General features: G+C 62.3%; 18 protein-coding genes. 12 read left to right on the forward strand and 6 right to left on the reverse strand.

From position 1 onward, the window contains the following. Positions 1 to 44 precede the first annotated feature (44 nt). Together AB6804_RS18970 and AB6804_RS18975 are read left to right on the forward strand one after the other, a co-directional pair. Positions 45 to 845 carry a hypothetical protein gene (locus AB6804_RS18970; RefSeq protein ID WP_370887744.1) on the forward strand — a complete coding sequence of 267 codons (801 nt, stop codon included), beginning with the start codon at positions 45 to 47 and terminating at the stop codon, positions 843 to 845. 126 nt (positions 846 to 971) lie between these two features. After that, the gene (locus AB6804_RS18975) at positions 972 to 3,323 is read left to right on the forward strand and encodes a glycogen debranching N-terminal domain-containing protein (protein ID WP_370887745.1); all 2,352 of its coding nucleotides are present in this window, start codon (positions 972 to 974) and stop codon (positions 3,321 to 3,323) included. 28 nt (positions 3,324 to 3,351) lie between these two features. Here the strand turns inward: AB6804_RS18975 and AB6804_RS18980 are convergent, their stop codons facing one another. The 3 genes from AB6804_RS18980 to AB6804_RS18990 all read right to left on the reverse strand — a co-directional run bounded on the left by AB6804_RS18980 (position 3,352) and on the right by AB6804_RS18990 (position 6,189). Next, positions 3,352 to 3,720 (reverse strand): hypothetical protein, encoded by a 369-nt coding sequence (locus tag AB6804_RS18980; RefSeq protein WP_370887746.1) that lies wholly within the window; start codon positions 3,718 to 3,720, stop codon positions 3,352 to 3,354. 74 nt (positions 3,721 to 3,794) lie between these two features. Beyond that, a complete protein-coding gene (locus AB6804_RS18985) occupies positions 3,795 to 4,904 on the reverse strand; it encodes an NADH:flavin oxidoreductase/NADH oxidase (protein ID WP_370887747.1) in 1,110 nt (369 codons plus the stop codon). A 139-nt stretch (positions 4,905 to 5,043) separates the two neighbouring features. Then, the gene (locus AB6804_RS18990; protein WP_370887748.1) at positions 5,044 to 6,189 is read right to left on the reverse strand and encodes a porin; all 1,146 of its coding nucleotides are present in this window, start codon (positions 6,187 to 6,189) and stop codon (positions 5,044 to 5,046) included. Positions 6,190 to 6,454: 265 nt separating this feature from the next. Between AB6804_RS18990 and aldA the strand changes: the two genes are divergently transcribed. From aldA to AB6804_RS19025, 7 genes are all read left to right on the forward strand, one after another. Then, positions 6,455 to 7,879 (forward strand): aldehyde dehydrogenase, encoded by a 1,425-nt coding sequence (gene aldA / locus AB6804_RS18995; protein WP_370887749.1) that lies wholly within the window; start codon positions 6,455 to 6,457, stop codon positions 7,877 to 7,879. Between the two features lie 87 nt (positions 7,880 to 7,966). Continuing rightward, a complete protein-coding gene (locus AB6804_RS19000; RefSeq protein WP_370887750.1) occupies positions 7,967 to 9,271 on the forward strand; it encodes a nitrate/nitrite transporter in 1,305 nt (434 codons plus the stop codon). After that, positions 9,268 to 10,485, forward strand: a complete 1,218-nt coding sequence (locus AB6804_RS19005; protein ID WP_370887751.1) for a mandelate racemase/muconate lactonizing enzyme family protein — start codon at positions 9,268 to 9,270, stop codon at positions 10,483 to 10,485. Before AB6804_RS19000 ends, AB6804_RS19005 begins: the two co-directional genes overlap by 4 nt. A 50-nt stretch (positions 10,486 to 10,535) precedes the next feature. After that, positions 10,536 to 12,185 carry a GMC family oxidoreductase gene (locus AB6804_RS19010; protein WP_370887821.1) on the forward strand — a complete coding sequence of 550 codons (1,650 nt, stop codon included), beginning with the start codon at positions 10,536 to 10,538 and terminating at the stop codon, positions 12,183 to 12,185. Between the two features lie 179 nt (positions 12,186 to 12,364). After that, entirely contained in the window at positions 12,365 to 13,276 is a 912-nt protein-coding gene (locus AB6804_RS19015; RefSeq protein ID WP_370887752.1) for a LysR substrate-binding domain-containing protein, read from the forward strand. Positions 13,277 to 13,279: 3 nt separating this feature from the next. Further along, on the forward strand, positions 13,280 to 14,161 hold the full coding sequence (locus AB6804_RS19020) for a LysR substrate-binding domain-containing protein (RefSeq protein WP_370887753.1): 882 nt from the start codon (positions 13,280 to 13,282) through the stop codon (positions 14,159 to 14,161). 242 nt (positions 14,162 to 14,403) lie between these two features. Then, positions 14,404 to 16,674 carry a multicopper oxidase family protein gene (locus tag AB6804_RS19025; protein ID WP_370887754.1) on the forward strand — a complete coding sequence of 757 codons (2,271 nt, stop codon included), beginning with the start codon at positions 14,404 to 14,406 and terminating at the stop codon, positions 16,672 to 16,674. A gap of 378 nt (positions 16,675 to 17,052) precedes the next feature. Here AB6804_RS19025 and AB6804_RS19030 read toward each other — a convergent pair whose 3' ends face one another. Beyond that, a complete protein-coding gene (locus AB6804_RS19030) occupies positions 17,053 to 17,499 on the reverse strand; it encodes a type II 3-dehydroquinate dehydratase (RefSeq protein WP_370887755.1) in 447 nt (148 codons plus the stop codon). Positions 17,500 to 17,503: 4 nt separating this feature from the next. Next, a complete protein-coding gene (locus AB6804_RS19035) occupies positions 17,504 to 18,787 on the reverse strand; it encodes an MFS transporter (protein WP_370887822.1) in 1,284 nt (427 codons plus the stop codon). 187 nt (positions 18,788 to 18,974) lie between these two features. Between AB6804_RS19035 and AB6804_RS19040 the strand changes: the two genes are divergently transcribed. After that, positions 18,975 to 19,760, forward strand: a complete 786-nt coding sequence (locus tag AB6804_RS19040) for an IclR family transcriptional regulator (RefSeq protein ID WP_370887756.1) — start codon at positions 18,975 to 18,977, stop codon at positions 19,758 to 19,760. Between the two features lie 87 nt (positions 19,761 to 19,847). Here AB6804_RS19040 and AB6804_RS19045 read toward each other — a convergent pair whose 3' ends face one another. After that, entirely contained in the window at positions 19,848 to 20,849 is a 1,002-nt protein-coding gene (locus AB6804_RS19045; protein WP_370887757.1) for a GlxA family transcriptional regulator, read from the reverse strand. 299 nt (positions 20,850 to 21,148) lie between these two features. On the opposite strand from AB6804_RS19045, the gene AB6804_RS19050 reads away from it, so the two are divergent. After that, positions 21,149 to 21,691 carry a carbonic anhydrase gene (locus tag AB6804_RS19050; protein WP_370887758.1) on the forward strand — a complete coding sequence of 181 codons (543 nt, stop codon included), beginning with the start codon at positions 21,149 to 21,151 and terminating at the stop codon, positions 21,689 to 21,691. Between the two features lie 65 nt (positions 21,692 to 21,756). Beyond that, positions 21,757 to 22,650 carry an NmrA family NAD(P)-binding protein gene (locus tag AB6804_RS19055; RefSeq protein ID WP_370887759.1) on the forward strand — a complete coding sequence of 298 codons (894 nt, stop codon included), beginning with the start codon at positions 21,757 to 21,759 and terminating at the stop codon, positions 22,648 to 22,650. Positions 22,651 to 22,687: the final 37 nt, after the last annotated feature.

Below are 22,687 nucleotides of genomic sequence, written 5' to 3' on the forward strand. Positions count from 1 at the left end.
AGTCGATCGCAGGGCCTTGTCACCGCCTCAACCAGGAGCGTCGGATGGAAGGAGCCTTGAAGGAAGTGGGCAACCTCGCCGAAATGATCGGCAGCCGCGCACGACTTCTTATCCTCGGCGTGCTGACGCCCGGCTTTCTCCTGCTCTGCGAGGCATTGGCTGTCGTCTTCTGGACCGACATCAGCCAGCAAGGCGCGCTCATCGCGTGGCTCACGAAAAATTTCGGGTCGCAATCCTTTGCCCTGGCCCTGCTCGTCATGCTGGTGCTGGCCGTCTCGTACGTGCTTGGCTATATCTCGCGCGAAACCACCTTCGCCCTGAGCACGGCATGGCTGCGGCAGGGCTGGCGTCCGGCTCGTTATGTCAGCAAGATGCTTGAGCAGATGCGCTTCATCTATGGAAGCGACAAGGTGGATAGCGTGATCGGCCAATACAAGGTTTTCGAACTGGCGAATCACGAAGCGGACTATAAGGAGCACGGCCTCATTCGCCCTCCGGAGTTTTATGTGCGCGAGTATTGCAAGCTGTGGCTTCGCACGAAGGTTCCGGCGCTGTCTACCGATCACATGGAAGCGGAAATCAATCTCGTGGTCGGGTTCATCGCCCCGGTTCTTTTCGTGGCGCCGTGCGTCGTTGTACGACACGGGCAGATCGGACCCTACTGGACTGCGGCGACGGCGGTAATCGCCTTGCTGTTCGCAGTAAGGCTGTTCTACACTATCAACGGAGTTCGGGGCCAGGAGACGGAAGAGGCCATCATCAACTTCCTTTACGCTCACTGGGAAGGTCTTGCTGACAAGCCCAAGCCCAGCCTGAGAATCTGCAAAGCCGCGTTGCCGCGATAGTTCGCAACGCACACGCGATCACGTGGTCAGACCGATGCATTGCCGTGGCCTAGACAAAAAGTGTTATACGTATCCATCGCCGGGCGTCTCCCTCGACCATTTCAATCTGCGAAAGAGGGCGCGCCAGTGGCGAAGTTCCAGATACCCGTTTTGCGAACGCGCTGGCGTTCCCGCAATCTTCATCGATGGTCGCCTCCATCGCGGTGGGCCATCTCCAGGCGCGGCGCAGGCTCGCCGCCCGCAAGAACCGCGGGCTTACGCACTCCCGATCTCGATGACACCGTCGGCATTCCGCGCCTGAGCCCCGATTCGGCTGGCGAGCCCGCGCTTCCCGCGTGGGATATATTCGGAAAGCTAAGCAATGCGGGCGATGATCAGCCAGATCCGCAACGCGCCGTCTCGACATCGTTCATCAGTCGGGCGGGTGCGTCGGCGCTCGTCGTCATTTCAAACGATGGCGACATCGACAGTGCAAAGAACGGCGAAACGGGATTCTATGTCGACGACATGCGGATCGTGTCACTGTTTCGCTTCCGGCTCAATGGCGCGGCGTGCAGGCTGCAAAGCTCCAGCACCGATTCGACGCTGTCGTATTTCGCTTTCACGTATTGCTCGGCGGCTCACGACCATATTGGTTTGACCGTCACTTATACGTTCGGAGAATCGGATCTGTGGATCAGCATGGAGACGACGAATAGCGGAAGCGGAATCGAAGACATATCCATAGATGTCGATTTCGCAGCCGACTTCTTCGATACCTTCTACGTCAGGTTCCCGCCGAAAGGCCCGCGAGGCACGCTCCATCCCGCGAAGCTCGAAACTTCCGGACAGAGCGTGGAGTACGACACCCTGGACGGGCGGCGCTTAGGCAGCGCAATCGAAGCATCGGAGCATCCGGTCGGCTCGCAAGCCGGAACGATGCGCTTTGCCAGAAGCGTGCAATCTGGCGAAACGTGGAAACTGGTCTTTCAGGCTGGAGCACAGGCAGCGACCGTGGACGTGGAATCGTGGGCGAAGGCCTGGGATGTTCTCAAACACAGCAGGCTTGCGGCGTTCGCTGGCGGCTGCAACGTCCGCTCCACGAATGCAGACGTGAACAGTTGGCTCACGCGGGCCGAAGCCGATCTGTCGATCATGACCGTGACGCTGGACACTGGCCCTTATCCTGTCGCCGGATTGCCCTGGTTTGCGGTGCCCTTTGGACGTGACGGCCTCATCACCGGGTTGCAGACACTGCAGTTCAGCCCGCAAATCATGAAGGGCGTCTTGCTCCATCATGCGAAGTATCAGGCCACGGAGATAGACACCTTCCGGCAGGCGTGGCCCGGCAAGACCATGCATGAAAGACGTCTGGGCGAGACATCGAGAGCGAGGCTCAATCCGTTTTACTGCTATTACGGCAGCGTGGACACGACGATACTTTTCGTCATCTGCGTTCATGCCTATTGGGTACGCTCCGGCGATGATGCTCTGCTGCGCAGCCTGTGGCCTCAGGTCGATCTCGCATTGCAGTGGATGAGCGACTACGGCGATCAGGATGGCGACGGCTTCATCGAATACGCAGCGGATCCGGGCCAGGGTCTCGCGAATCAGGGCTGGAAGGATTCGTGGGACGCCATCATGCACGAAGACGGTACGTTCCCTCGCGGGCCCATCGCTTTGTGCGAGGTACAGGGCTACGCATATTCGGCCTGGCGCGCCGGATGCGAGATGGCAACCGCACTGGGCTTTCAGAAACGTGCCGAGTTCTGCGGTTCCGCAGCGGAAGTGATTCTCGCGCGTTTCGACGCGTCGTTCTGGCAGGAAGACAAGGGTTACTACGCGCTGGCGCTGGACGGCGACAAGAACCCATGCCGCGTACGCGCTTCGAACATGGTCCATCTGCCGTGGTGCGAGGTCGTTCCCGCGCATCGCGCGGCGTCGATCCTGGCTGATGCGCTCAGCGCGCCGCTGTTCTCCGGATGGGGCATTCGCACGCTAGCGGAGGGCGAAGCGCGTTATAAGCCCGACTTGTACCATCGCGGTCCTTGCTGGCCGCACGAAATGGCGATCGCTGCGTGGAGCGCAAGCAGCGTGAGGTCTGGGGGAGCCGTCGAGAGCATTCTTTCCGCGACGCTCGAGACCGCAAAAGCGTTCAACTATCGCCTTCCCGAACTGTTTTGCGGATACGACCGCGAGGCCGGTGTTGCACCGGTCGAATACAAGTCGGCGAATCTGATTCAGGCCTGGACAGCCGGCATTCCTTTCTCGCTGATTCAATCGGCGCTGGGCATCGTCGTCGATGGACGCACGTCGCACGTGACGATCAACCCCTTGGGCTTGCCGCCCGACTGGGGCGACGTCACCGTCGAGAACGTTCAGGTCGGGGCAGGGTCGTTCAGCGTGAAGGTCTCGCGAGAGGCGTCCGGCAAGCATGCGGTGAAAATCGTTCGCAGCGAAGGCGCGACCTTCACCATCGCCGATAACGCACGCGAGTGAGCCTAAAAATTAGGGATGACTGATTAATCTATCGCGAAGGCCGCCCCCGCTGCGTCAACTCGATCACACATGCGCTGAAGATGCGCTGCACCACGGCGCTGTCGTAGTCGAGTTCGTCCGCCTCAATCATCTGCTCGATGGCGCCGCGGCCGGCGTCGGTATCAAGCATCGGACGAAAGCGCGATGCGAGCGCCTGCGCCTTCACCGATAGTTTTGCGGTCTCGATCCAGTCGGCGGCGCGTTGGTGCCGCTCCAGCCAGCGATGCGCCGCCCGCACCTGAAACGACGGATCGGGCCACGCGCCTTCGAGGTAATACGCGCCGAGAAAGCCGCATGTGAGCCAGCACAGGAGATGCACCCGATCGTCGGGGCCGAGCGGATAGCGGACTTGACTCATGATGGCGACAGCTTCGAACTTCCACGCGCGACGCTTTGAAGATAGCACGCCGCAGCGCCGGCGCGTGCCGCGCGTCAGTCCTCGTCGAACAAATCCCGATACTTGTGAGGCTGCGAGCGCAGATACTGCTTCGGCGCCCGCACGTGCGCGCCGAGTTCCGCCGCCGCGTGCCACGGCCAACGCGGGTCGTAGAGCGCGGTGCGGGCCAGCGCGATCATGTCGGCGTCGCCCGTGCCGATGATCCCCTCCGCCTGCTCGATGCCCGTTATCAGCCCGACCGCCACGACGGGCATCTTCACCGCCGCCTTGACCGCCCGCGCAAGCGGCACCTGATAGCTCGGGCCGACAGGAATCTGCTGAGCGGGATCGAGTCCGCCGCTCGACACGTGGATCGCATCGCAGCCGCGCGCGTCCAGCGCCCGCGCGAATGCAATCGTCTGCTCGATGTCCCATCCGCCATCGACCCAATCCGTGCCGGATACGCGAATCGTCACCGGGCGGTCGTCGGGGAACGCGGCGCGCACGGCATCGAATATTTCGAGCGGAAAACGCATGCGGTTCTCGAGCGAGCCGCCGTATTCGTCGTCGCGCCGGTTCGAAAGCGGCGATAAAAACTGATGCAGCAGGTAGCCATGCGCCGCGTGAATCTGAATCAGGTCGATGCCGAGCCGGGCGGCGCGCGCAGTGGACGCGGCGAACGCATCGCGGATGCGTTCAAGCCCCGCGCGATCGAGTTCGACGGGCGGTGTTTCGCTGGCTTCGAACGGCACGGACGACGGCGCTTCGGTCTGCCAGCCGTGCGGATCATCTGGCGGAAGCTGCGCTCCGCCTTCCCACGGCACTTCCGTCGAGGCCTTGCGCCCCGCGTGACTCAGCTGAATCGCGATCGGCATGTCTGACCAGCGGCGAATGCCCTTGAGCGTCCGGTCGATGGCGGCTTCCGTTTCGTCGTTCCATAAGCCGACGTCCGCCCAGGTGATGCGGCCTTCCGGCAGAACGGCCGTCGCTTCGATCGTGAGCAGCGCCGCGCCCGACATGGCCAGCTGCCCGAGATGAATCAGATGCCACTCGGTCATGCAGCCGTCGTCGGCGGAGTACTGACACATCGGCGCAATGACGATGCGGTTCGCCAGTTCCAGGCCGCGAACGCGCGCCGGTGTAAAGAGTGCGGGTGGTTGTGCCATGCGATTCTCCGGTTCGTTGCAGCGTCGCCAGCAAGACGACGCCGTTGCGTGAACGGCAGCAATCGCTATTCCGGCGCGGGAAGCAAAAAGGCCGCTTCGTAGGAATACGGAGCGGCCTTTGGCGTCACGGCGGACTACGTCAGAACGCGTGCCTCAACGCCACGCGCGCGACGAACTGCTCGGAATTCGACGACACGCCTTGCGCGCCCGGAATGTACGCATGATCGAGCACCGAGTCCGTCGACGATCCCGCGATCTTCTGATACACGCCCTGCACATACACGTCCGTGCGCTTCGACAACAGATAGTCGGCCATCACGCCCGCCGAGTGAATCTTCGGCTTCACCTTGCCGGCGGTGGAATCGTAGGTTTCCATCGAGTAGACGTACTGCGCGCCGACGAACAGCGCGGGGCTGAACTGGTACTTGCTGTTCACTTCGAAGTTTTGATAGCGCAAATTTCGCAGCGTATTGCCGTCGGCGGCGAGCGATCCGCCGATATAGCCGTTCGTCACGGGGTCGCGATAACTCGCGTTCGTGTACGCGAATCCCGCCGTGGCCGCGCCGAACGTGTAGCTGATGCCCGCGCCGAACACCTGCATGCGCGTCGCGACGAAGCTCGCGTCGTCGGCCGCGATTGCGCCGTTATCGGTCCGGCCGGGATCGTTCGCATGCAGATACGCCGCGCCCATTGCAAGGCCGCCGTTCGCATACGATGCCCCCACGCTGTATTGCCTGTTATTTGCAAAGCTCGACGCGTTGCTGAAGCTATACGTGCCGCCGAACCTGAGGCCGCCGAAAGAAGGGCTCGCGTACTTGACCGTGTTGTTGACGCGGAACGAGTTGTCCGTGTTGTCGTTGTCGAACGGATGCGCGAACAGATAACCGGCGAAGTTGCCGTTGGCCGTCATCGGTGCGAGATAGTCGACGACGGAATCGTACTGGCGTCCGAGCGTGACCGCGCCAAGCTGCGCGCTCTGCACGCCGACATAGGCTTGCCGGCCGAACATGCGTCCGCCCTGTCCGGCCGCGCCGTTGCTGAGATTCACGCCGCTTTCGAGCTGGAACACGGCCTGAGCGCCGCCGCCCAGATCTTCGACGCCGCGCATGCCCCAGCGGCTGCCCGACGCATAGCCGCTCGTCAGTTCGTACACGTCTTTCGACGCGACATTGCTCGTGTAGTCGATGCCCTCGTCGAGCACGCCGTATAGCGTGACGCTGCTTTGCGCGAAGACGGTGGAGGATACGCAGCCAAGCGCCGCGAGCAATAAGGTTTTGATTCTCATGAGTGTCTCGAACTCTTCTACTTATTTAGGAAAGCTAGCTTCTAAAGAAAGTTGATCGATCGGCGCACGCCGAGCGACGCATTGTGCTTCAGCGGTGCGTGTTCTTCAAAGGATTTGGTCGCAGGCCAAGCGTGAGTTTTTCGAATGCTTTGCCAGCGAAAACTTCGCTTGTCGTTGCAGCGCGAGGCGCGAAAGAATGGCCCGCCGCCAAGTGGACAAAACGCCGCAAGCCGGCCCGTCAACCGACAAGGAAGAACCGAGACGCATGAAGCCAGAACGCAATTTCGTGAACGGACGTTTTATCGAGCCCGCCGGCGGCGATATCGCCGCTGTCCTCAATCCGGCCACCGGCGAAGTGGCGGGGCACGTGCATCACGCCTCGCGCGACGAGGCGCTTGCCGCCGTCGCGTCTGCTGCCGCCGCGCAAAAGGGTTGGCGCGCGACGACCGCCGCTGAACGCGCAGCGCACATGCGCCGCCTGGCGGATGCGATCGTCGAGGCGTCGGGCCGCATCGGCGCGGCGCTCGCGATGGAATCCGGCAAGAGCGTGCCGGATGCCACCAACGAAGCGGTTTATGCCGCCGAGATCACGCGCTATCACGCGGAATGGGCGCGCCGCATCGAAGGCGAAGTCATTCCGAGCGACACGCCAGATGAGAACCTGGTGCTGCATCGCGAGCCGATCGGTGTCGTCGCGTGTCTGATTCCGTTCAATTTCCCGATCTACACGCTGATGCGCAAGGTCGCGCCCGCGTTGATCGCGGGCAACACCGTCGTCGTGCGTCCGAGCAACAACACGCCGCTGTCGGCGTTCGAACTGGCGCGCGCCGTCGAACGCGCCGCGTTGCCGGCGGGCGTCGTCAACATCCTGGCGATGGATCACGGGGCGGCCGGAGCCGTCTGCACGCATCCGTCGGTCGGCATGATCACGCTGACGGGCAGCGTGTCGGCGGGGCGCAAGGTGCTCGAGTACTGCAAGGCGAACATTGCGAAGCCGTCGCTGGAGCTGGGCGGCAAGACGCCCGCGATCATCGAGCCGGATGCGGACTTGCAGAAGGCGGCGCGCGAGCTGGTCGCCTCGAAACTCACGCATAGCGGGCAGCTTTGCACGGCCATCGAGCGCGTCTACGTGCACGAGCGCATCCACGATGAATTCGTCGGCCTGCTGAAGCAACAGATGCTCGCGAAGCAGATCGGCGACCGCGCCGACGACGCCGCCTTCATGGGTCCGCTCGTGAACGCGGCATCGCGCGACGGCATCCATGCGATGGTCCGCCGCGCCATCGAAGCCGGCGCAACGCTGGAAACGGGCGGTGAAGTGCCCGCGCGACGCGGCTTCTTCTATCCGCCGACGCTGCTTTCGAACTGCCGCCAGGACATGGAGATCGTGCAGGAAGAGACCTTCGGCCCGGTGCTCGCGGTGCTCTCGTACCGCACGCTGGACGAAGCCCTCGCGATGGCCAACGATCATCAATTCGGCCTGTCGTCCGTGCTTTACACGGAAAACTATCGCACGGCGATGAAGGTCGCCAACGGCATCGAAGCCGGCGAGCTGTATATCAACCGCACTCCGGCCGATCCCTATCAAGGCTTCCACGCGGGCTGGAAGCGCTCTGGCATCGGCGGCGATGACGGCAAGCACGGCATGCTCGAATTCACGCAAACCCGCCTCGTCGTCATGAAGTACTGACGTTTCCATCCATCATCAAAAGAACATGTGAAGGTCTGCACGGGCGGCGCTGCTGCCCGTGCCAACGGCCTGTCCAGGAGCACTGCCTTGTCTTTCAACCCAGCACGAACCAGCCAAAGCGTGGCCGCCGCGCCGCGTGAATCTTCCAACGCGAGCCGCTATCTGCAGCTCGCGTTGCTCGTGATCGCCGCAGGCGCAATCTATCCGATTCTCTATCTTCGGCAGGTCTATCAGCCGACGATGCTCGAAGTCTTCCATATCAGCGAAGCGCAACTCGGCTATCTCTATTCCGCGCTCGGCATCATCTTTCTGGTGTGCTATCTGCCGAGCGGATGGCTCGCAGATCGCATCGCGCCGCGGATGCTCATTTCGTTCTCGCTGATTGCAACCGGCGCGCTCGGCGTGTGGTATTCGACGGCGCCCTCGTTCGCATCGCTCGTCGTCATCTTCGGCGGATGGGGCCTCACTACCGGCCTCACGTTCTGGGCGGCGATCATCAAGCGCGTGTCGATGATCGCTTCCGCCGACGAGCAGGGCCGCTTCTTCGGCTTCCTCGATGGCGGCCGCGGCCTCATCGAAGCGATGCTCGCGACGATCGCGATCGGATTGTTTGCGTGGGTGACGTCGACGCACGGCGAATCGAATGCGGCCGGCTTCAAGCTCGTTGTCTACCTGTACGCGTTCCTGTGCATCGCGCTCGGCGTGGTGCTCGGTCTGGTGCGCGATCCGCAAGCGGGCGCATCGGCGCAAGCAGCGCGCAAGGACGGCAACGTGTTTCACGATCTCGCCGTGTTGTTCAAGAACCGCGAGTTGCTGCTGCTCGCGGCCATCGTGTTCTGCGGCTATCAGGTGTTCTGGGCGACGTATAGCTTCTCGGCTTATCTGCACGAGAAGGAGATCGGCTTGTCGGTGGTGACGGCGGGCGCGATCACGACGCTCAAGCTCTGGATGCGCCCGATCGGCGGCGTCGGCGGCGGCTTTCTGGGCGATCGTTTCTCCAAGGTCTCGGTGCTCGTCACCGCGCTTTTCTGCGCGTCGGCGGCGCTGCTCGTGCTGATCGCGGCGCCCGCCATCGCCAGTCACGCGCTGGTCGCCGTGCTGGTCCTCTTCATCGGCGTGATGACGTACGCGATTCGCGGCCTCTACTGGTCGCTGCTCGATCAATGCAAGGTCCCCGCGCAGACGATGGGCCTCGCCATCGGCCTCGTCTCCGTGCTCGGCTATATGCCCGATACGTTTCTGCCGCTCGTGAACGGCTATCTGACGCAGAACTATCCGGGCGTGCTCGGCTACCAGATGTATTTCGGCTATGTCGCGTGCATGGCCGCGCTGGGCGGCGTCGCGGGACTCGTCTTCAAACACAGGATCAATCGCCAGGGAGCGCAACAATGAAAATCGCCGCAATTGAGACGTATATCGTCGCGGTTCCGCCGCCGCACATCGGCGGCATGTACTGGATCTTCGTGAAGCTGCGCACGGATTGCGGCATCGAAGGCGTCGGCGAGATTTACTCGGCGACGTTTCATCCGAAGGCGATGACGCACATCATCGACGATGTCTTCGATCGCTATCTCCTCGGCCACGATCCGCATCACGTCGAGCGTTTCTATCGCGAGGCGTATTCGAGCGGCTTCACGCAGCGTCCCGACCTCACGATGATGGGCGTCGTCAGCGGCCTCGAAATGGCGTGCTGGGACATCATCGGCAAGGCGGCGGGCAAGCCGGTCTACGAACTGCTCGGCGGCCGCGTGCATGAACGGCTGCGGTCCTATACGTATCTCTATCCGAAAAACAGCCGCGGCGAGTACGACTACGACGATCCCGATCTCGCGGCCGAATGCGCCGCGCAGAATGTCGCGCTCGGCTTCACGGCCGTGAAATTCGATCCCGCTGGCCCGTACACCGCGTATTCGGGACACCAGATTTCGCTCGACGTGATGGATCGCTGCGAAACCTTCTGCCGCAAGGTGCGCGACGCCGTGGGCAGCAAGGCCGACCTGCTGTTCGGCACGCATGGGCAGATGGTGCCGTCATCCGCGATCCGTCTTGCCGAGCGTCTCGCCAAGTTCGATCCGCTGTGGTTCGAAGAGCCGGTGCCGCCGGGACAAGAATCCGCGATGGCGCAAGTCGCCGCGAAGACGAGCATTCCGATTGCAGCGGGCGAACGCCTCACGACCAAGTACGAGTTTCACAAGCTGCTCGAAGCGCGCGCCGCGTCGATTCTGCAATTCAACGTAGGGCGTGTGGGCGGCCTGCTCGAAGCGAAGAAGATCGCGAGCCTTGCCGAAGTCCATTACGCGCAGATCGCACCGCATCTCTACAACGGCCCGGTCGGCGCGGCGGCCAGCGTGCAGATCGCCGCATGCTCGCCTAACTTCCTGATTCAGGAAAGCATCGGCACATGGGATGGCTTCCACGCCGAAGTGCTGAGGACGCCGATTCGCTGGGAAGACGGCTACATCATTCCGTCGCGCGAGCCGGGCTTGGGCGTCGAACTGAACATGGACGTGGTGCGCGCGCATACGCCTTATACGGGCGATCGGCTGCATCTGCAGATGGCGTCGAAACCCTTCGACGTGAAAGACCTCGCGCCCGCCAAGGGCTGACGGCTAAAGACTAAACGCTCACGCAATCCAACATGAATCGTCAACAAGACATGGAATTCGACTACATCATCGTGGGCGCGGGCTCGGCGGGCTGCATTCTCGCGGACAGGCTGTCGGAGTCCGGACAGCATTCGGTGCTGCTGCTCGAAGCGGGCGGCGAGGATGCATCGTTCTGGTTCAAGGTTCCGGTGGGCTTCACGAAGACCTACTACAACCCCGAGTACAACTGGATGTACTACAGCGAGCCCGAAGAGCAGCTCAACGGCCGCTCGCTGTATTGTCCGCGCGGCAAGGTGCAGGGCGGTTCCGGCTCGATCAACGCAATGATCTACGTGCGCGGCCAGCCGCACGATTTCGATGACTGGGCGCGTGCGGGCAATTGCGGCTGGGGCTTTCGCGACGTGCTGCCGTATTTCCGCCGGCTCGAATCGCATCCGCTCGGCGACACGGAGTATCACGGCGCGCAGGGCAAGATCAGCATCTCGCCGATGAAGGGCTCGGCGCATCCGATTTGCGAGCGTTTCCTGGAAGGCGCGCAGCAGGCGGGCTATCCGCGCACCGACGATTTCAACGGCCCGGACTTCGAAGGCGCGGGCGTCTACGATGTCAACGCGCGCAACGGACAGCGATCGTCGAGCAGCTTCGAGTACCTGCATCCGGCGCTCGGGCGCAAGAATCTGCGCATCGAGCGCAACGTCACGGTGCATCGCGTGCTGTTCGACGCGAACAAGCGCGCGGTCGGCGTGCTCGCCTCGCGTGGCGGCGAGTCGCTCGGTTTCGGGGCGTCGCGCGAAGTGATTCTGTCGGCGGGTGCCGTCGATTCGCCGAAGCTCATGCAACTCTCCGGCCTCGGCGATGCCGCGCTTCTCGCGCAACACGGCATTCCGCTCGTGCATGAACTGCCCGCTGTCGGCAAGAACCTGCAGGATCATCTGTGCGTGAGCTTCTACTATCGCGCGACGGTGAAGACGCTCAACGACGAATTGCGCTCGCTCGTCGGCAAAGTGAAGGTGGGCCTGCAATATCTGTTGAAGCGCACCGGGCCGCTGTCGATGAGCGTGAATCAGGCAGGCGGCTTCTTCAAGGGCGATGCCCGCGAGAGCGAGCCGAATCTGCAACTGTATTTCAACCCGCTGTCGTATCGCATTCCGAAGAGCAGCAAGGCGCAACTCGAGCCGGAACCGTACTCGGGCTTCCTGCTGTGCTTCAACCCGTGCCGGCCGACGAGCCGCGGGTCGATCGAGATCGCGTCGAACCGCGCGGAAGATGCAGCGAAGATTCGCATCAACGCGCTCACCACCGAGAAGGATCTGCGCGAAGCGGTGCAGGGCAGCAAGCTGATTCGCCGCATCATGCATACGGATGCGCTGCGCCGGATCACGGCCGAGGAGATATCGCCGGGACCGGATGTGACGAGCGATGAAGCGCTGCTCGCGTACTTCCGCGACCAGTCCGGGTCGATCTACCACTTGTGCGGATCGTGTGCGATGGGACCGGACGCACGCACCGCCGTCGTCGACGAGCGGTTGCGCGTGCATGGCGTGGCGGGCTTGCGGATCGTCGATGCATCGATCTTTCCGAACATCACGTCGGGCAACCTTAACGCGCCGACGATGATGGTGGCGGAGAAGGGCGCGGATATGATTCTCGAGGATGCGCAGGCGACGGCGACGCAAGCCGCCGAACTGGCGGCAGCGTGATGCCGGTGTGCATGGTCCGGAGGACGCGACCGGCATAATTTGCCTCGATCCGTAAAATGCTGCGCGATGCGGCCGCAAGAGCCGCGACGAGCGTGTTAAACCGCTCGCACAGCAGATTGACCAGAGCGGCGCTGTGAGGCGCCCGCTTCGGCCGACAGGAGACACGATTGAAGCGAAAAATGCCCGCCCTGAACGCGCTCAGGGCGTTCGAAGTTGCCGGCCATACCGGAAGCTTCACGCGTGCGGCCGCCGTGCTGCACGTGACGCAAAGCGCGGTGAGCCGGCAGGTTCGCCAACTGGAAACGCAACTCGGCGAAACGCTCCTGTTGCGCCGGCATCATCATCTCGAACTGACTCCTACGGGGCGGCTGCTCTTGCAGGCGCTCAAGATGTCCTTCGACGGGATCGAGCTGACCGCGCGCAGCATCCAGGAGAAAAGCCATCTCAGGCGGCTGCGCATCAATGCGCCGCCGACCTTCACCAGCCGCTGGCTCATGCCGCGCCTGCAATCGCTGCGCGAAGCCGCGCCTGAACTGCAGATCACACTGACGACGAGCCTGCGCGACAACCTCGTCGAATCGGGCGCGCTCGATTGCGCGATCCGCTTCGGCAACGGCGAGTGGGACGGCCTCGACATTCAGTTGCTGATGCACGAGCGGCATATCGCCGTCTGTTCGCCCAGACTGCTGGGCGAGCGGCCGCAGTCGAGCGGCGACATCGACCTCAACGCCTTCACGCTGTTGCACGTGCTCGCCAGCAGCGACCAGCGCTATCTCACCTGTCAGCACTGGCTCAACGCCGCGCAAATCGACGATGTCGATCTCAACGGCGGCCATGAGTTCGATCTGCTCGATCATGCGATCCGCGCCGCAGTCGATGGCCTTGGCGTGACCATCGCGGACCGGCACATGATCGGGCCGGAGTTGCAGCGCCGCGCGCTCGTGCCTTTGCTCGATGTCGAAGTGGACGGACATCAGTCGTACTGGTTCGTTACGCGCACCGGTCAGCAGGACGCGCCGCAAGTCGCGCTGTTTCGCGACTGGCTGCAAGGCGAGATCAAGGCTCAGGCGCGCAAGCGTCAGCGGGGGTAAGCCGTGCGCCGCCTGCCATCGCTGACGGCGCTGCGGTTCTTCGAGGAAAGCGCGCGCCACATGAGCTTCAATCAGTCGGCGGCGGCGTTATGCGTGACACCCGGCGCGGTGAGCCGTCAGATCAGGTTGCTCGAAGATGCGCTCGGTACGAAGCTGTTCGACCGGGATCACAAGGGCATTCGTCTGACCGCGCAAGGCGTTGAGCTGCTCGAGTGCGTATCCGAAGCATTCGATTCGATCGAGCGCGTCACGCGCGCACTGTCGAGCGCGCAACGCAGCGAGCGCAAGCGCCTCACCATTTGCGCACCGCCTACCTTCGCCACGCGCTGGCTCTCGCCCCGTCTCGGCTCGCTGATGGACGCCGTGCCCAATATCGTGCTTTCGGTGCGAACGGACTCGACCGATGAACGGCACTGCTGCATCCGTTTCGGGCATGAGGCGCGTGCGGATCATCGTTCCGAATTGCTTTTCATCGAACGGCATGTGCTCGTCGGCGCGATGAAGTTCGCGGGACAGCCCGTCGAAGCGTTGCTGGCACGCCTGCCCGCGCTGCATGTCCTGCACAACGATGCACGCCTCACGCTGTGGCCGAACTGGCTCGACGCGGCGGGCCTGCCTCGCGCGTGCGCGGACAACGGCATCGAATTTTCCACGCTCGATCAGGCCATCCACGCGGCGCGCGCGGGAACCGGCCTGGCCGTCGTGGACCGCAACATGATCGCGGACGAATTGCACGATGGTTCGCTCGTGCAACTGTCGGCGGTGGAATCAAACGGGCCGTATGGATACTGGCTCGATATCGCATGGGCTGACGCGGCATCCGACGAGGTGCAGGCGTTCACCGAATGGCTGCGAGGTGAAGGCGCCAAAGCGGTGCGGCAGTGATGCATGGCAGTGCTACGCGTAATCTTTACGCTTCGGGATGCGAACCAGCGCAGCCAGGACGCCCGAGACAAACCGCGCTGTAAACCGGAAGAAATTGCTCGATGCAAGCCTGCCGAAAACGCCCGCCATCGATCATGTGCGACACCGCACACAGCCAAATCGATTAGGGATACGTGACGGTTTCTAATCTCCTAATGTCCTCTTGCAGCGGGCTAACGCCAGCCTTCATGCAAGGAGAGAAGATGAAAGCGCACATAGGCATGGTCGTCAGAACCGGACTGGCCATGTTGTTGACATTGGTGTTAGTCCCGACGCCCGGCGTTGCACAAAGCACCACGTCGCTGACCGCGCGTTCCTTCAGCGATCTCAGCGACGATACGGACGCATCCACCGATAATTCCGCCGTCTCGACAGCCGGCAGCCTGTCGTCGATTCTTCAGCGCCTGCAATGTCTACAGGGATTGAATCCATCGGGGAATTCCGGATCGGTGACGTTGAAGGTTCAGAAGGCGAACTATCGCCTCTACAATCCGTCGACCGATTCTTTCGATACCGTCTCGATGCGTTCGTACAACGGATGCCCGTCCGGCCCGACGATCAGCATCAAGCCGGGCGCAACGCTCAAGGTGTCGCTCAGGAACACGCTAGGCGCGAACGATCCGCCGTCGAATTGTCCCGACAATCCCGATCATTCGACGCCGCATTGCTACAACAACACGAACCTGCACACGCATGGCTTTCACGTATCGCCATCGGGCACCGCGGACAACGTGCTGCTGACCGTGCTGCCGGGGAAGTCGCAGGATTACAGCTTCAGGCTCCCCGCCGATCATCCGTCCGGCACGTTCTGGTACCACGCGCATCTGCATGGATCGACCGCGATCGATGTCGCGAGCGGCATGGCGGGCGTGCTGATCGTGCGCGGCTCGCGGCAGGCGAAGCCGGGCATGACCAACGGCGGCGCGGATATCGATACCATTCTGCGTCGCCGCGCGCTTTTCCTGTCGCTGCCGTTGCGCGAGCACGTGATGCTGTTTCAGCAGATCGAATACGGCTGCTTCAGCAACGCGACGTCGGACGTGCCGCTCGCCGACCCGACGACGGCGGAATGGGTCTGCCCGCAAGGCAGCGTCGGAGAGATTCGCGGCTATAACAATCAGCTTGGTTTCATTCTCGACCCGAGGCCGGGTCACACGGGCCAGCTCAATTCGACGTGGATCATCTCGGGCCGCTATACGCAGATCAATGGCGTCGTGCAGCCGGTGTTTCCGAGCGCGATCGGCTATGTGCCGGCTGGCGATGTCCGCCGCCTTCGCATGGTTCACGGCGGCAACCGCGACACCATCAACGTGAAGATCGTGCGCGCGAACCTCTCGGCGCTTGGCCTCGCGGATTCGGGATCGCTGTCGACGGCGCAGGTCAACACCGCGACGAACGCGGCGGCGTCCGCGCTCGCGAGGGCGCACACGAAGCCGTCGCAAACCACGACGCTCGATTCACTGTGCAGCGGTGAAGTGGTCAAGCAACTCGAGTTCGCGGAAGACGGCATCACGATGTCCTCGATGATCGAGAAGGATGTGAACTCGATGAACCCGGGATATCGCAGCGACGTGCTCGTGGCGTTCCCGAGGCCGGGGCTGTACTGCATCCTCGACGAAGCCGCCGATGCGTCCGCGACCATCAATTTCCGCACCAACTCGACGAAAGTGAAAGACCGCCGGCTGCTGTCGCTGGCGCGCGTGGGCCCCGGCGTCAACATGCCGAACACGACGGTCGGCAATCACTCGAAGTACTGGCAGTACATTCGCGATCAACTCGTCGCGGCGAATCCGACGCTCGCGCAACCGGCGAAGTCCGATCTGCAATCGCTGTCGCTGCGCGCGTTCGCACCGACGACTCCCGTCGATGGGACGGTGGCGAACGTCGTCGAGAAGCAGTTTCAGATCGTGCCGCAGCCCTTTCCAGCGCCGGTGCTTTTTTTGATCAACGGCAAGGCGTATAACCCGGATGACATCGGCTATACAGGCGTGCTCGGCAACATCGATCAGTGGAATGTCTCCGCTTCGGCGCTTGCCACGCATGTGTTCCACATCCATACGAATCCGTTCAGGATCATGGATATCAAGAACGGAGCGGGGAAGTCGATCTTCAACGGCAATGGCGGTTGCATCGCCGACGAGGGCGCGGACACGCAGTACTGCAACCTGCAGGGCGTCACGCGCGACACGCTGTTCCTCAAGGCCGGCTATACGCTTCAGATGCGAACGGTGTATCAGGACTTCACCGGCGACTTCGTGATGCACTGCCATATTCTCGATCACGAGGATCGCGGGATGATGGAGAACGTGCGCATCGTTTCTCCGGCGACGGCGTATCTGCGCGGCGTCACCGCGCCGATCACCGCGATGACGAAGGATGCGGGCCGCTGGTTTGCGAAGCTCGCCGGCCGCGATGAGACGAAGGTGGCGCTTGCCGCTTCGCTGTGCACGTCGAAGGATTATGCGAAACGGTGAGGGGGTAATGGTGGGTGCCGGCCCCTTGCCTTGATGGAGAGGGGTTTCGATCGGCGATAGGGCGGGGCGCGCGAGTTTCGGCCGAGCGAACGGCGCGAAGAATGAGTTTGGCGTCGCCGGACTCTCGCGATGTTAGGTTTGAGCGAAACGCACTGCGATTTGGTGCAATTGCTTGTTCTGGTTTCGAGCGGCCGCGTGCAGTCGTCTAACGGCGGCAGCCTCGATGCCGAAGAGGCCCGTTGGCACCGCCCACGTCCACTTTCGGCGGACAATTTGCCATTCGCCTCATTGCGGGCGTTCGGCCAGGACGCTTCCACTTCAGATGCCAATAGCGGACTCCTCGCGAAGCCCGCGTGCTTCACAGATGAAGGAAGACGCTCAACTCTGATCGCCCCAGAGATCGTCAACCGCGCGGATCCCCAGCAAGTAGCCGTTTGCGCCAGCCCCACAGATCACCGCCGTAGCCGCGACCGAGATCGTCGAGTGACGGTATTCCTCGGAACGCCGATGGATGTTCGAGATATGCACTTCCACCACCGGCCGACGAATCAGCTTGACCGCATCCAGCACCGGAATGCGCCCGAACGAGAAGCCCGCCGGATTGATGATCAGCGCGGCGTCCTGCAAAAACGCTTCCTGAATCCAGTCGATCAACTGGCTCTCGCTGTTGGTCTGACGGAACACGCAGTCGAACTTGAGATCCTCGGCCAGCGCGAGACAGTTCTGTTCGATGTCCTTGAGCGTCGTATGACCGTAGATGTTCGGCTCGCGCACGCCCAGCATGTTCAGATTGGAGCCGTTGAGAATGTAGAGTTTGCGAGTCATGGTTTCAGTGGGTAGCGCTGCGTTCGAGGGCGGTGTCTTTCGTTTCCCGCGACGTTGCGATCATGAGGAAGGAGAGCAGGTTCAGCGAGCCGCAGACAGCGACGATCGCCCACGGCGAACCGTTAAAGGCATTGAGCAGCGCCACCGCGACGATCGGCATCGGCCCGCCGGTGAGCAGGTTCGCGCCCGAGTACGACAGCGCGGACCCCGTATAGCGCGCTTCGGTCGGAAAGGACTCCGCGAACCACACAGGTTGAATGCCGCTCTGAAACTGCGTGAAGCCGAGGAAGGCGCCCATCACGGCCATCGTCATGGCGACCGAGTGCTGGTTGAGGATGGGAAAGTAGATCAGGCAGCAGACGAGCGTGCAGAACGAGCCGATCAGCAACGCGCGTTTACGCCCAATCCGGTCGCTCAGATAGCCGCCCGCCAGCGCGCCCACGATGGCGCAGACATTGGCGACCATCAGCAGCATGAAGCCGGTCTGTTTCGGCACGCCGAGGTTCTTCGTCAGATAGCTGAGCGAGAAGACGACGATCAGATAGAACAGCGCAGCCGGGCCGCAGAAGAACAGCGTCAGGCGCAGCGCGGTGCGCCAGTGGAATTTGAAGACGACGCCGAGCGGATTGGCGGCGCGCGCGCCTTCGCCTTTCTTCTTGAGCGCCTCGAAGGCGGGCGTCTCGCTGACCTTCATGCGGATGTAGATGCCGAGCAGCACGAGCACGAAGCTCGCGAGGAACGGGATTCTCCATCCGAACGATTCGAAATCATCGGCGGATAACAGACTGGACAGCGCGAAGAGGGCGAAGTTGGCGAGGATCTGGCTGAGCGGCGAACAGATGCCGAGCAAGCCCGAGTACAGCCCGCGTTTTGCCGGGGATGCGTGTTCGACCGCCATCAGTTGCGCGCCCGTCGATTCGCCGCCCAGCGCGAAACCCTGAACGATGCGCAGCGAGACGAGCAGAATCGGCGCAAGAATGCCGACTTGCTGATACGTGGGCAGCAGGCCCATCAGGAACGATGAAGCGCCCATCACCGAAACGGTGAGGAGCATGAGATTGCGCCGTCCCCAGCGGTCGCCGAGCATGCCGCAGATCACCGCGCCGAGCGGACGTGCAGCGAGTCCCGCCCAGAAGCTCGCGAGCGACGCGAGCAGCGAGGCGGTCGGATCGAGCGAGGGGAAGAACAGCTTCGGAAAGATCGTGGCGGCGACGACGCCGTACAGCGCGAAGTCGAACCATTCGAGCGCCGTGCCGACGGTAGCGCCCGCCACCGCGCGACGCGCCATCAGGTGAGCCTGCGCGGAGCGTTCGCCCGCGGCCAAGTTCGGGTCAGCGGTAACTGACATGGGTGTCTCCTGGATTTTCGGTGTATGTAACGTTCGCTTCTTGCGGCGAACAGATGCTATTGTTTGCGCTCTGAAAGCGAGGCGTTCCGCACCGGAACTACATTTCATATCACGAAATCGACGAACGATGTCGCTGAAAAACGGCCTGAGAATGCTCGATTTCCTCGCGTCGCAAGGCGAGGGTGCGGGGCTTGTCGAGATCGCGGATGCGCTGGCGATGCCACGCAGCTCGTGTCATCGCGTGCTCAGCGAGCTTGTCGAGAGCGGCTATGTGCGGCAATTGACCGATCACAGCCGCTACATCCTGACCATGCGCATGACGTCGAATGGCCTCGAATTCCTGAGCCTGACGGGCATCGCGGATATTGCCCAGCCGATCATCGAACGCGTCGCGGCGCGGACGGGCGAACTGGCGCGGCTGTCGCTGGTGGATGGCGAAGCGATCATCTGGGTGGGGAAGGCGGACGGACACCGCACCGGCTTTCGCTACGATCCCGATATGGGGCAGGCCGCACGGCTTTCCTGCACGTCGACGGGACACGCATGGCTCATGACGATGACCGATGAGCAGGCGGCTGCGCTGGTCCTTAAGCAGGGCTTTGGACAGCCGAACGAGTTCGGCCCCAACGCGCCGACGACGCTGAAGGCCTTGCTTGGCTTCCTGCACGCAGCGCGCGTGCGCGGCTACGCGATGATCGACGAAGTGTTTGCGCCGCGCATGTCGGCAGTAGCGACTCCGGTGATCAGCGGATCGCGCTGCGTCGGTGTCATCAGTCTGGCGGGTCCGCGCAAGCGGCTGACGGCCGAGAAGATTCACGAGTATTCGGTGCTGCTGCGCGAGGCGGCCAATGAACTGGCGCAGCTGAGCAATCTCGCGGGGTTTCCGAGCCAGCCGCCGCTCGGCAAGGGATGAGTGGACTGTGCGGATGAGCCGTTAGCGGTGTCTGAACGCTGGACCACATGAGCCACGGCAATGGATCGAAAGAGGTCTCTACTGAACTTAAATCGACAACAGCGTCGCCCCAACTTCGCTTCTCGGGTTGACTGAATTAGCCACCGCTGTCTGGTCGCGAGCATTTCTGCGCAGGACATCGGCGGGCACACCGAAGGTACGGATAAACGCGCGACGCATGCGCTCCCGGTCGGCAAAGCCCGTCTCTTGCGCAATCACGTTGATGGTGTGCTGGCCTTGCTCGATCATGAACCGCGCCGCCTCCAGCCGAAGACGTTCGACGGCCTTCGCGGGGGACTGTCCCGTTTCAGTCACGAAAGCGCGGCTGAACTGACGCGGGCTGAGATTGGCGACGTCCGCAAGTTCTTCGATGGTCAACGGATTCCGCAAATTGCACCGTATATGTGCGAGGACGGATGCGATCCGGTCCGACTTCGGTGTCATGTCGAGCAAGGCGGAATGCTGCAGCTGCCCGCCAAGCCGCCGCTGATTCATCACCAGAAGTTTGGCGACCAGTTTGGCGGCATCGGAGCCCAGGTCGTTATCGAGCAGGGCCAGCGCGAGGTCGATGCCCGCCGTCATGCCAGCGGACGTCCATATCGGGCCGTCGTTGATGAAGATACGGTCCTCTTCCGCGATCACCTGCGGAAATCGGGTCTTGAACTCCGACGCATGCGCCCAGTGCATCGTGGCGCGCCGGCCATCGAGCAGTCCCGCCTCTGCGAGCACGAATGCCCCGCTACAGATGGACGCCACGCGCCGCGACGCGCTTGCGGCCGCCTTCACGAACGAAGCCAGTTCTGGCTCGAACGGGGCGCTGCAGACGTCCGTGACGGAGCCGACGATGATCGTATCGAATTCCGGTTCCCCGAATGCTTCGGTTTGCAGCGTCATGCCGCCGGACGATTCAAGCGGCCCGCCATGTGGCGACAGCAGGTGAACCTCATAGCAAGGCCCTCGCGGCGGCATGTTCGCAAGCTCGAAGGCTGTCAGCGCGGCCAGACTCATCATCTGAAACCGCTGCGGCACGATGAAGCCGATTCGATGCATACCTGCTCCTTCGCGAATAGGGCGCTTGACAAGCGCTCACGTCCACGACGTTCGTGCTTCTCTAGCGCGCAAAGCGGATTCCGTCAGTTTCGTTCGATGGCACGAAAGGTGGCAACAACGACATACATGCTAAAGGCATGCGGCGCTAAGGTACAAGCACTTCCTCGCTGCCGGAAACCAAGGTCGATGGGCGTCGTACGGTCCGCTCCGCTCGAACGCCTTCGGTGCTTCACATCCGGGCCTGGTTCACCGAAGCATCGTCCGCAAATGTGCGGCATACAACCCCGGAGATGATCGAAATGACCTTCAACGATGTGATGCTCGAGCGCAATGCCGCGTTTGCCAACGACATGTTTTCGCCCGAACTCAAGATGATGCCGTCGACGGGCACGGTGGTCGTCGGCTGCGTGGACCCGCGTGTGGATCCAGCGAACGTGCTGGGCCTGAAGCAGGGCGAAGCAGCGGTAATCCGCAATGTCGGCGGGCGGGTCAACAAGCCGTTGCTTGAAACGCTGGCGATTCTGTCCGTTGTCGCGAAAGCGGCGGGACGGCCTGACGGGGCGCGCAATCTCGTACTGCTTCAGCATACGGACTGCGGAATCATCGGTTGCTATCGGCATGCACCGGCCATGTTGGCGAATCATCTTGGCGTTGAGACAGAAGCACTTGAACGTCTTGCCATTTCCAACCCGTACGAGGCGGTGACGATGGATGTCGCAGCGCTCAGGGCCAATCGCCAGCTAGCAGACGAACTGGTCATCTCGGGACTTGTGTATGACGTCAAGACGGGCCTCATCGAGACCGTCGTTCCAGCGGCGCGTCTGCGCGAGCCGGCGCATTGAGCGTCGGAACAGGCTAGCCGCCAAATCATGGTCCATCCGCTTCTTTTCGTAATTCGGAGTACAAAATGACGAGCGAACGCTATCTGATCACGGGCGCCACCGGTGCCACGGGCGGCGCTGCAATAGACGAGCTTCTTTCGAAAGGTGCACGGGTGAGGGCGTTGGTCCACAGAGACGACGAGCGCGCGGCTGCATTGCGCGCCCGTGATGTCGAGGTCTTCGTCGGCGACCTGCTGGACAGCCATGCGGTTCAGGCAGCGCTGAAGGATGTTACCGGCGCGTACTTCGTCTATCCGATCATGCAACCTCATCTGATCGACGCAACGGCATACTTTGCGCACGCCGCGAGGCATGGCGAAAGCGTCCGGTCGATCGTGAATATGTCGCAGATTTCGGCGAAGGCCGATGCGCGGAGTCACGCATCGCTTTCGCACTGGTACGGAGAGCGAATCTTCGATTGGAGCGGCGTTCCTGTCACGCATCTGCGGCCAACGTTTTTCATGGAGTGGCTGACTTACGGTTTTCAGTTGCCTTTGATTGCCAGACACGACTTGCTCAAGGTGCCAGCAGGAAAAGGCCGGCACGCGCCGATTGCGGCTGATGATCAAGGGCGCGTGATCGCTCGAATTCTCTTGAACCCCGGAGCGCACGCGGGGAAGACGTATCCACTGTTCGGGGCCGAAGAAATGGATCACCATCGGGTAGCCGAGATACTTTCGGATGCGCTTGGCCGCAACATTCGTTACGAGGCTGAAAGTATGGAGTCTTTCTCGGACCGCCTTGGAAAAGCCGGCCTCTCCGATCATTTCATCCAGCATATTACGTCTGTTTATTCGGGCTATCAGGACGGAGAATTCGCCGGACACGACGATACAGTCGAGCGTATTACCGGCCGCGTGCCGATGTCGGTTCGGGAGTATGTCGTCGCGAATCGGAAGCGGTTTGAGGCGGGCGCTTGAAGGGGGTGGTCTGAGCCAGGACAATCTCGACTCGTTC

This window comes from Caballeronia sp. RCC_10 (genome assembly GCF_041360715.1).
Classification (GTDB): Bacteria; Pseudomonadota; Gammaproteobacteria; order Burkholderiales; family Burkholderiaceae; genus Caballeronia; species Caballeronia grimmiae.

Bases quoted from the DNA above. Each gene is read 5' to 3' on its own strand.
- AB6804_RS18970 (WP_370887744.1), top strand. From the start codon at position 45: ATGGAAGGAGCCTTGAAGGAAGTGGGCAACCTCGCCGAAATGATCGGC.
- AB6804_RS18980 (WP_370887746.1), bottom strand. From the start codon at position 3,720: ATGAGTCAAGTCCGCTATCCGCTCGGCCCCGACGATCGGGTGCATCTC.
- AB6804_RS18985 (WP_370887747.1), bottom strand. From the start codon at position 4,904: ATGGCACAACCACCCGCACTCTTTACACCGGCGCGCGTTCGCGGCCTG.
- AB6804_RS18990 (WP_370887748.1), bottom strand. From the start codon at position 6,189: ATGAGAATCAAAACCTTATTGCTCGCGGCGCTTGGCTGCGTATCCTCC.
- aldA (WP_370887749.1), top strand. From the start codon at position 6,455: ATGAAGCCAGAACGCAATTTCGTGAACGGACGTTTTATCGAGCCCGCC.
- AB6804_RS19005 (WP_370887751.1), top strand. From the start codon at position 9,268: ATGAAAATCGCCGCAATTGAGACGTATATCGTCGCGGTTCCGCCGCCG.
- AB6804_RS19010 (WP_370887821.1), top strand. From the start codon at position 10,536: ATGGAATTCGACTACATCATCGTGGGCGCGGGCTCGGCGGGCTGCATT.
- AB6804_RS19015 (WP_370887752.1), top strand. From the start codon at position 12,365: ATGCCCGCCCTGAACGCGCTCAGGGCGTTCGAAGTTGCCGGCCATACC.
- AB6804_RS19025 (WP_370887754.1), top strand. From the start codon at position 14,404: ATGAAAGCGCACATAGGCATGGTCGTCAGAACCGGACTGGCCATGTTG.
- AB6804_RS19030 (WP_370887755.1), bottom strand. From the start codon at position 17,499: ATGACTCGCAAACTCTACATTCTCAACGGCTCCAATCTGAACATGCTG.
- AB6804_RS19035 (WP_370887822.1), bottom strand. From the start codon at position 18,787: ATGGCGCGTCGCGCGGTGGCGGGCGCTACCGTCGGCACGGCGCTCGAA.
- AB6804_RS19040 (WP_370887756.1), top strand. From the start codon at position 18,975: ATGTCGCTGAAAAACGGCCTGAGAATGCTCGATTTCCTCGCGTCGCAA.
- AB6804_RS19045 (WP_370887757.1), bottom strand. From the start codon at position 20,849: ATGCATCGAATCGGCTTCATCGTGCCGCAGCGGTTTCAGATGATGAGT.
- AB6804_RS19050 (WP_370887758.1), top strand. From the start codon at position 21,149: ATGACCTTCAACGATGTGATGCTCGAGCGCAATGCCGCGTTTGCCAAC.
- AB6804_RS19055 (WP_370887759.1), top strand. From the start codon at position 21,757: ATGACGAGCGAACGCTATCTGATCACGGGCGCCACCGGTGCCACGGGC.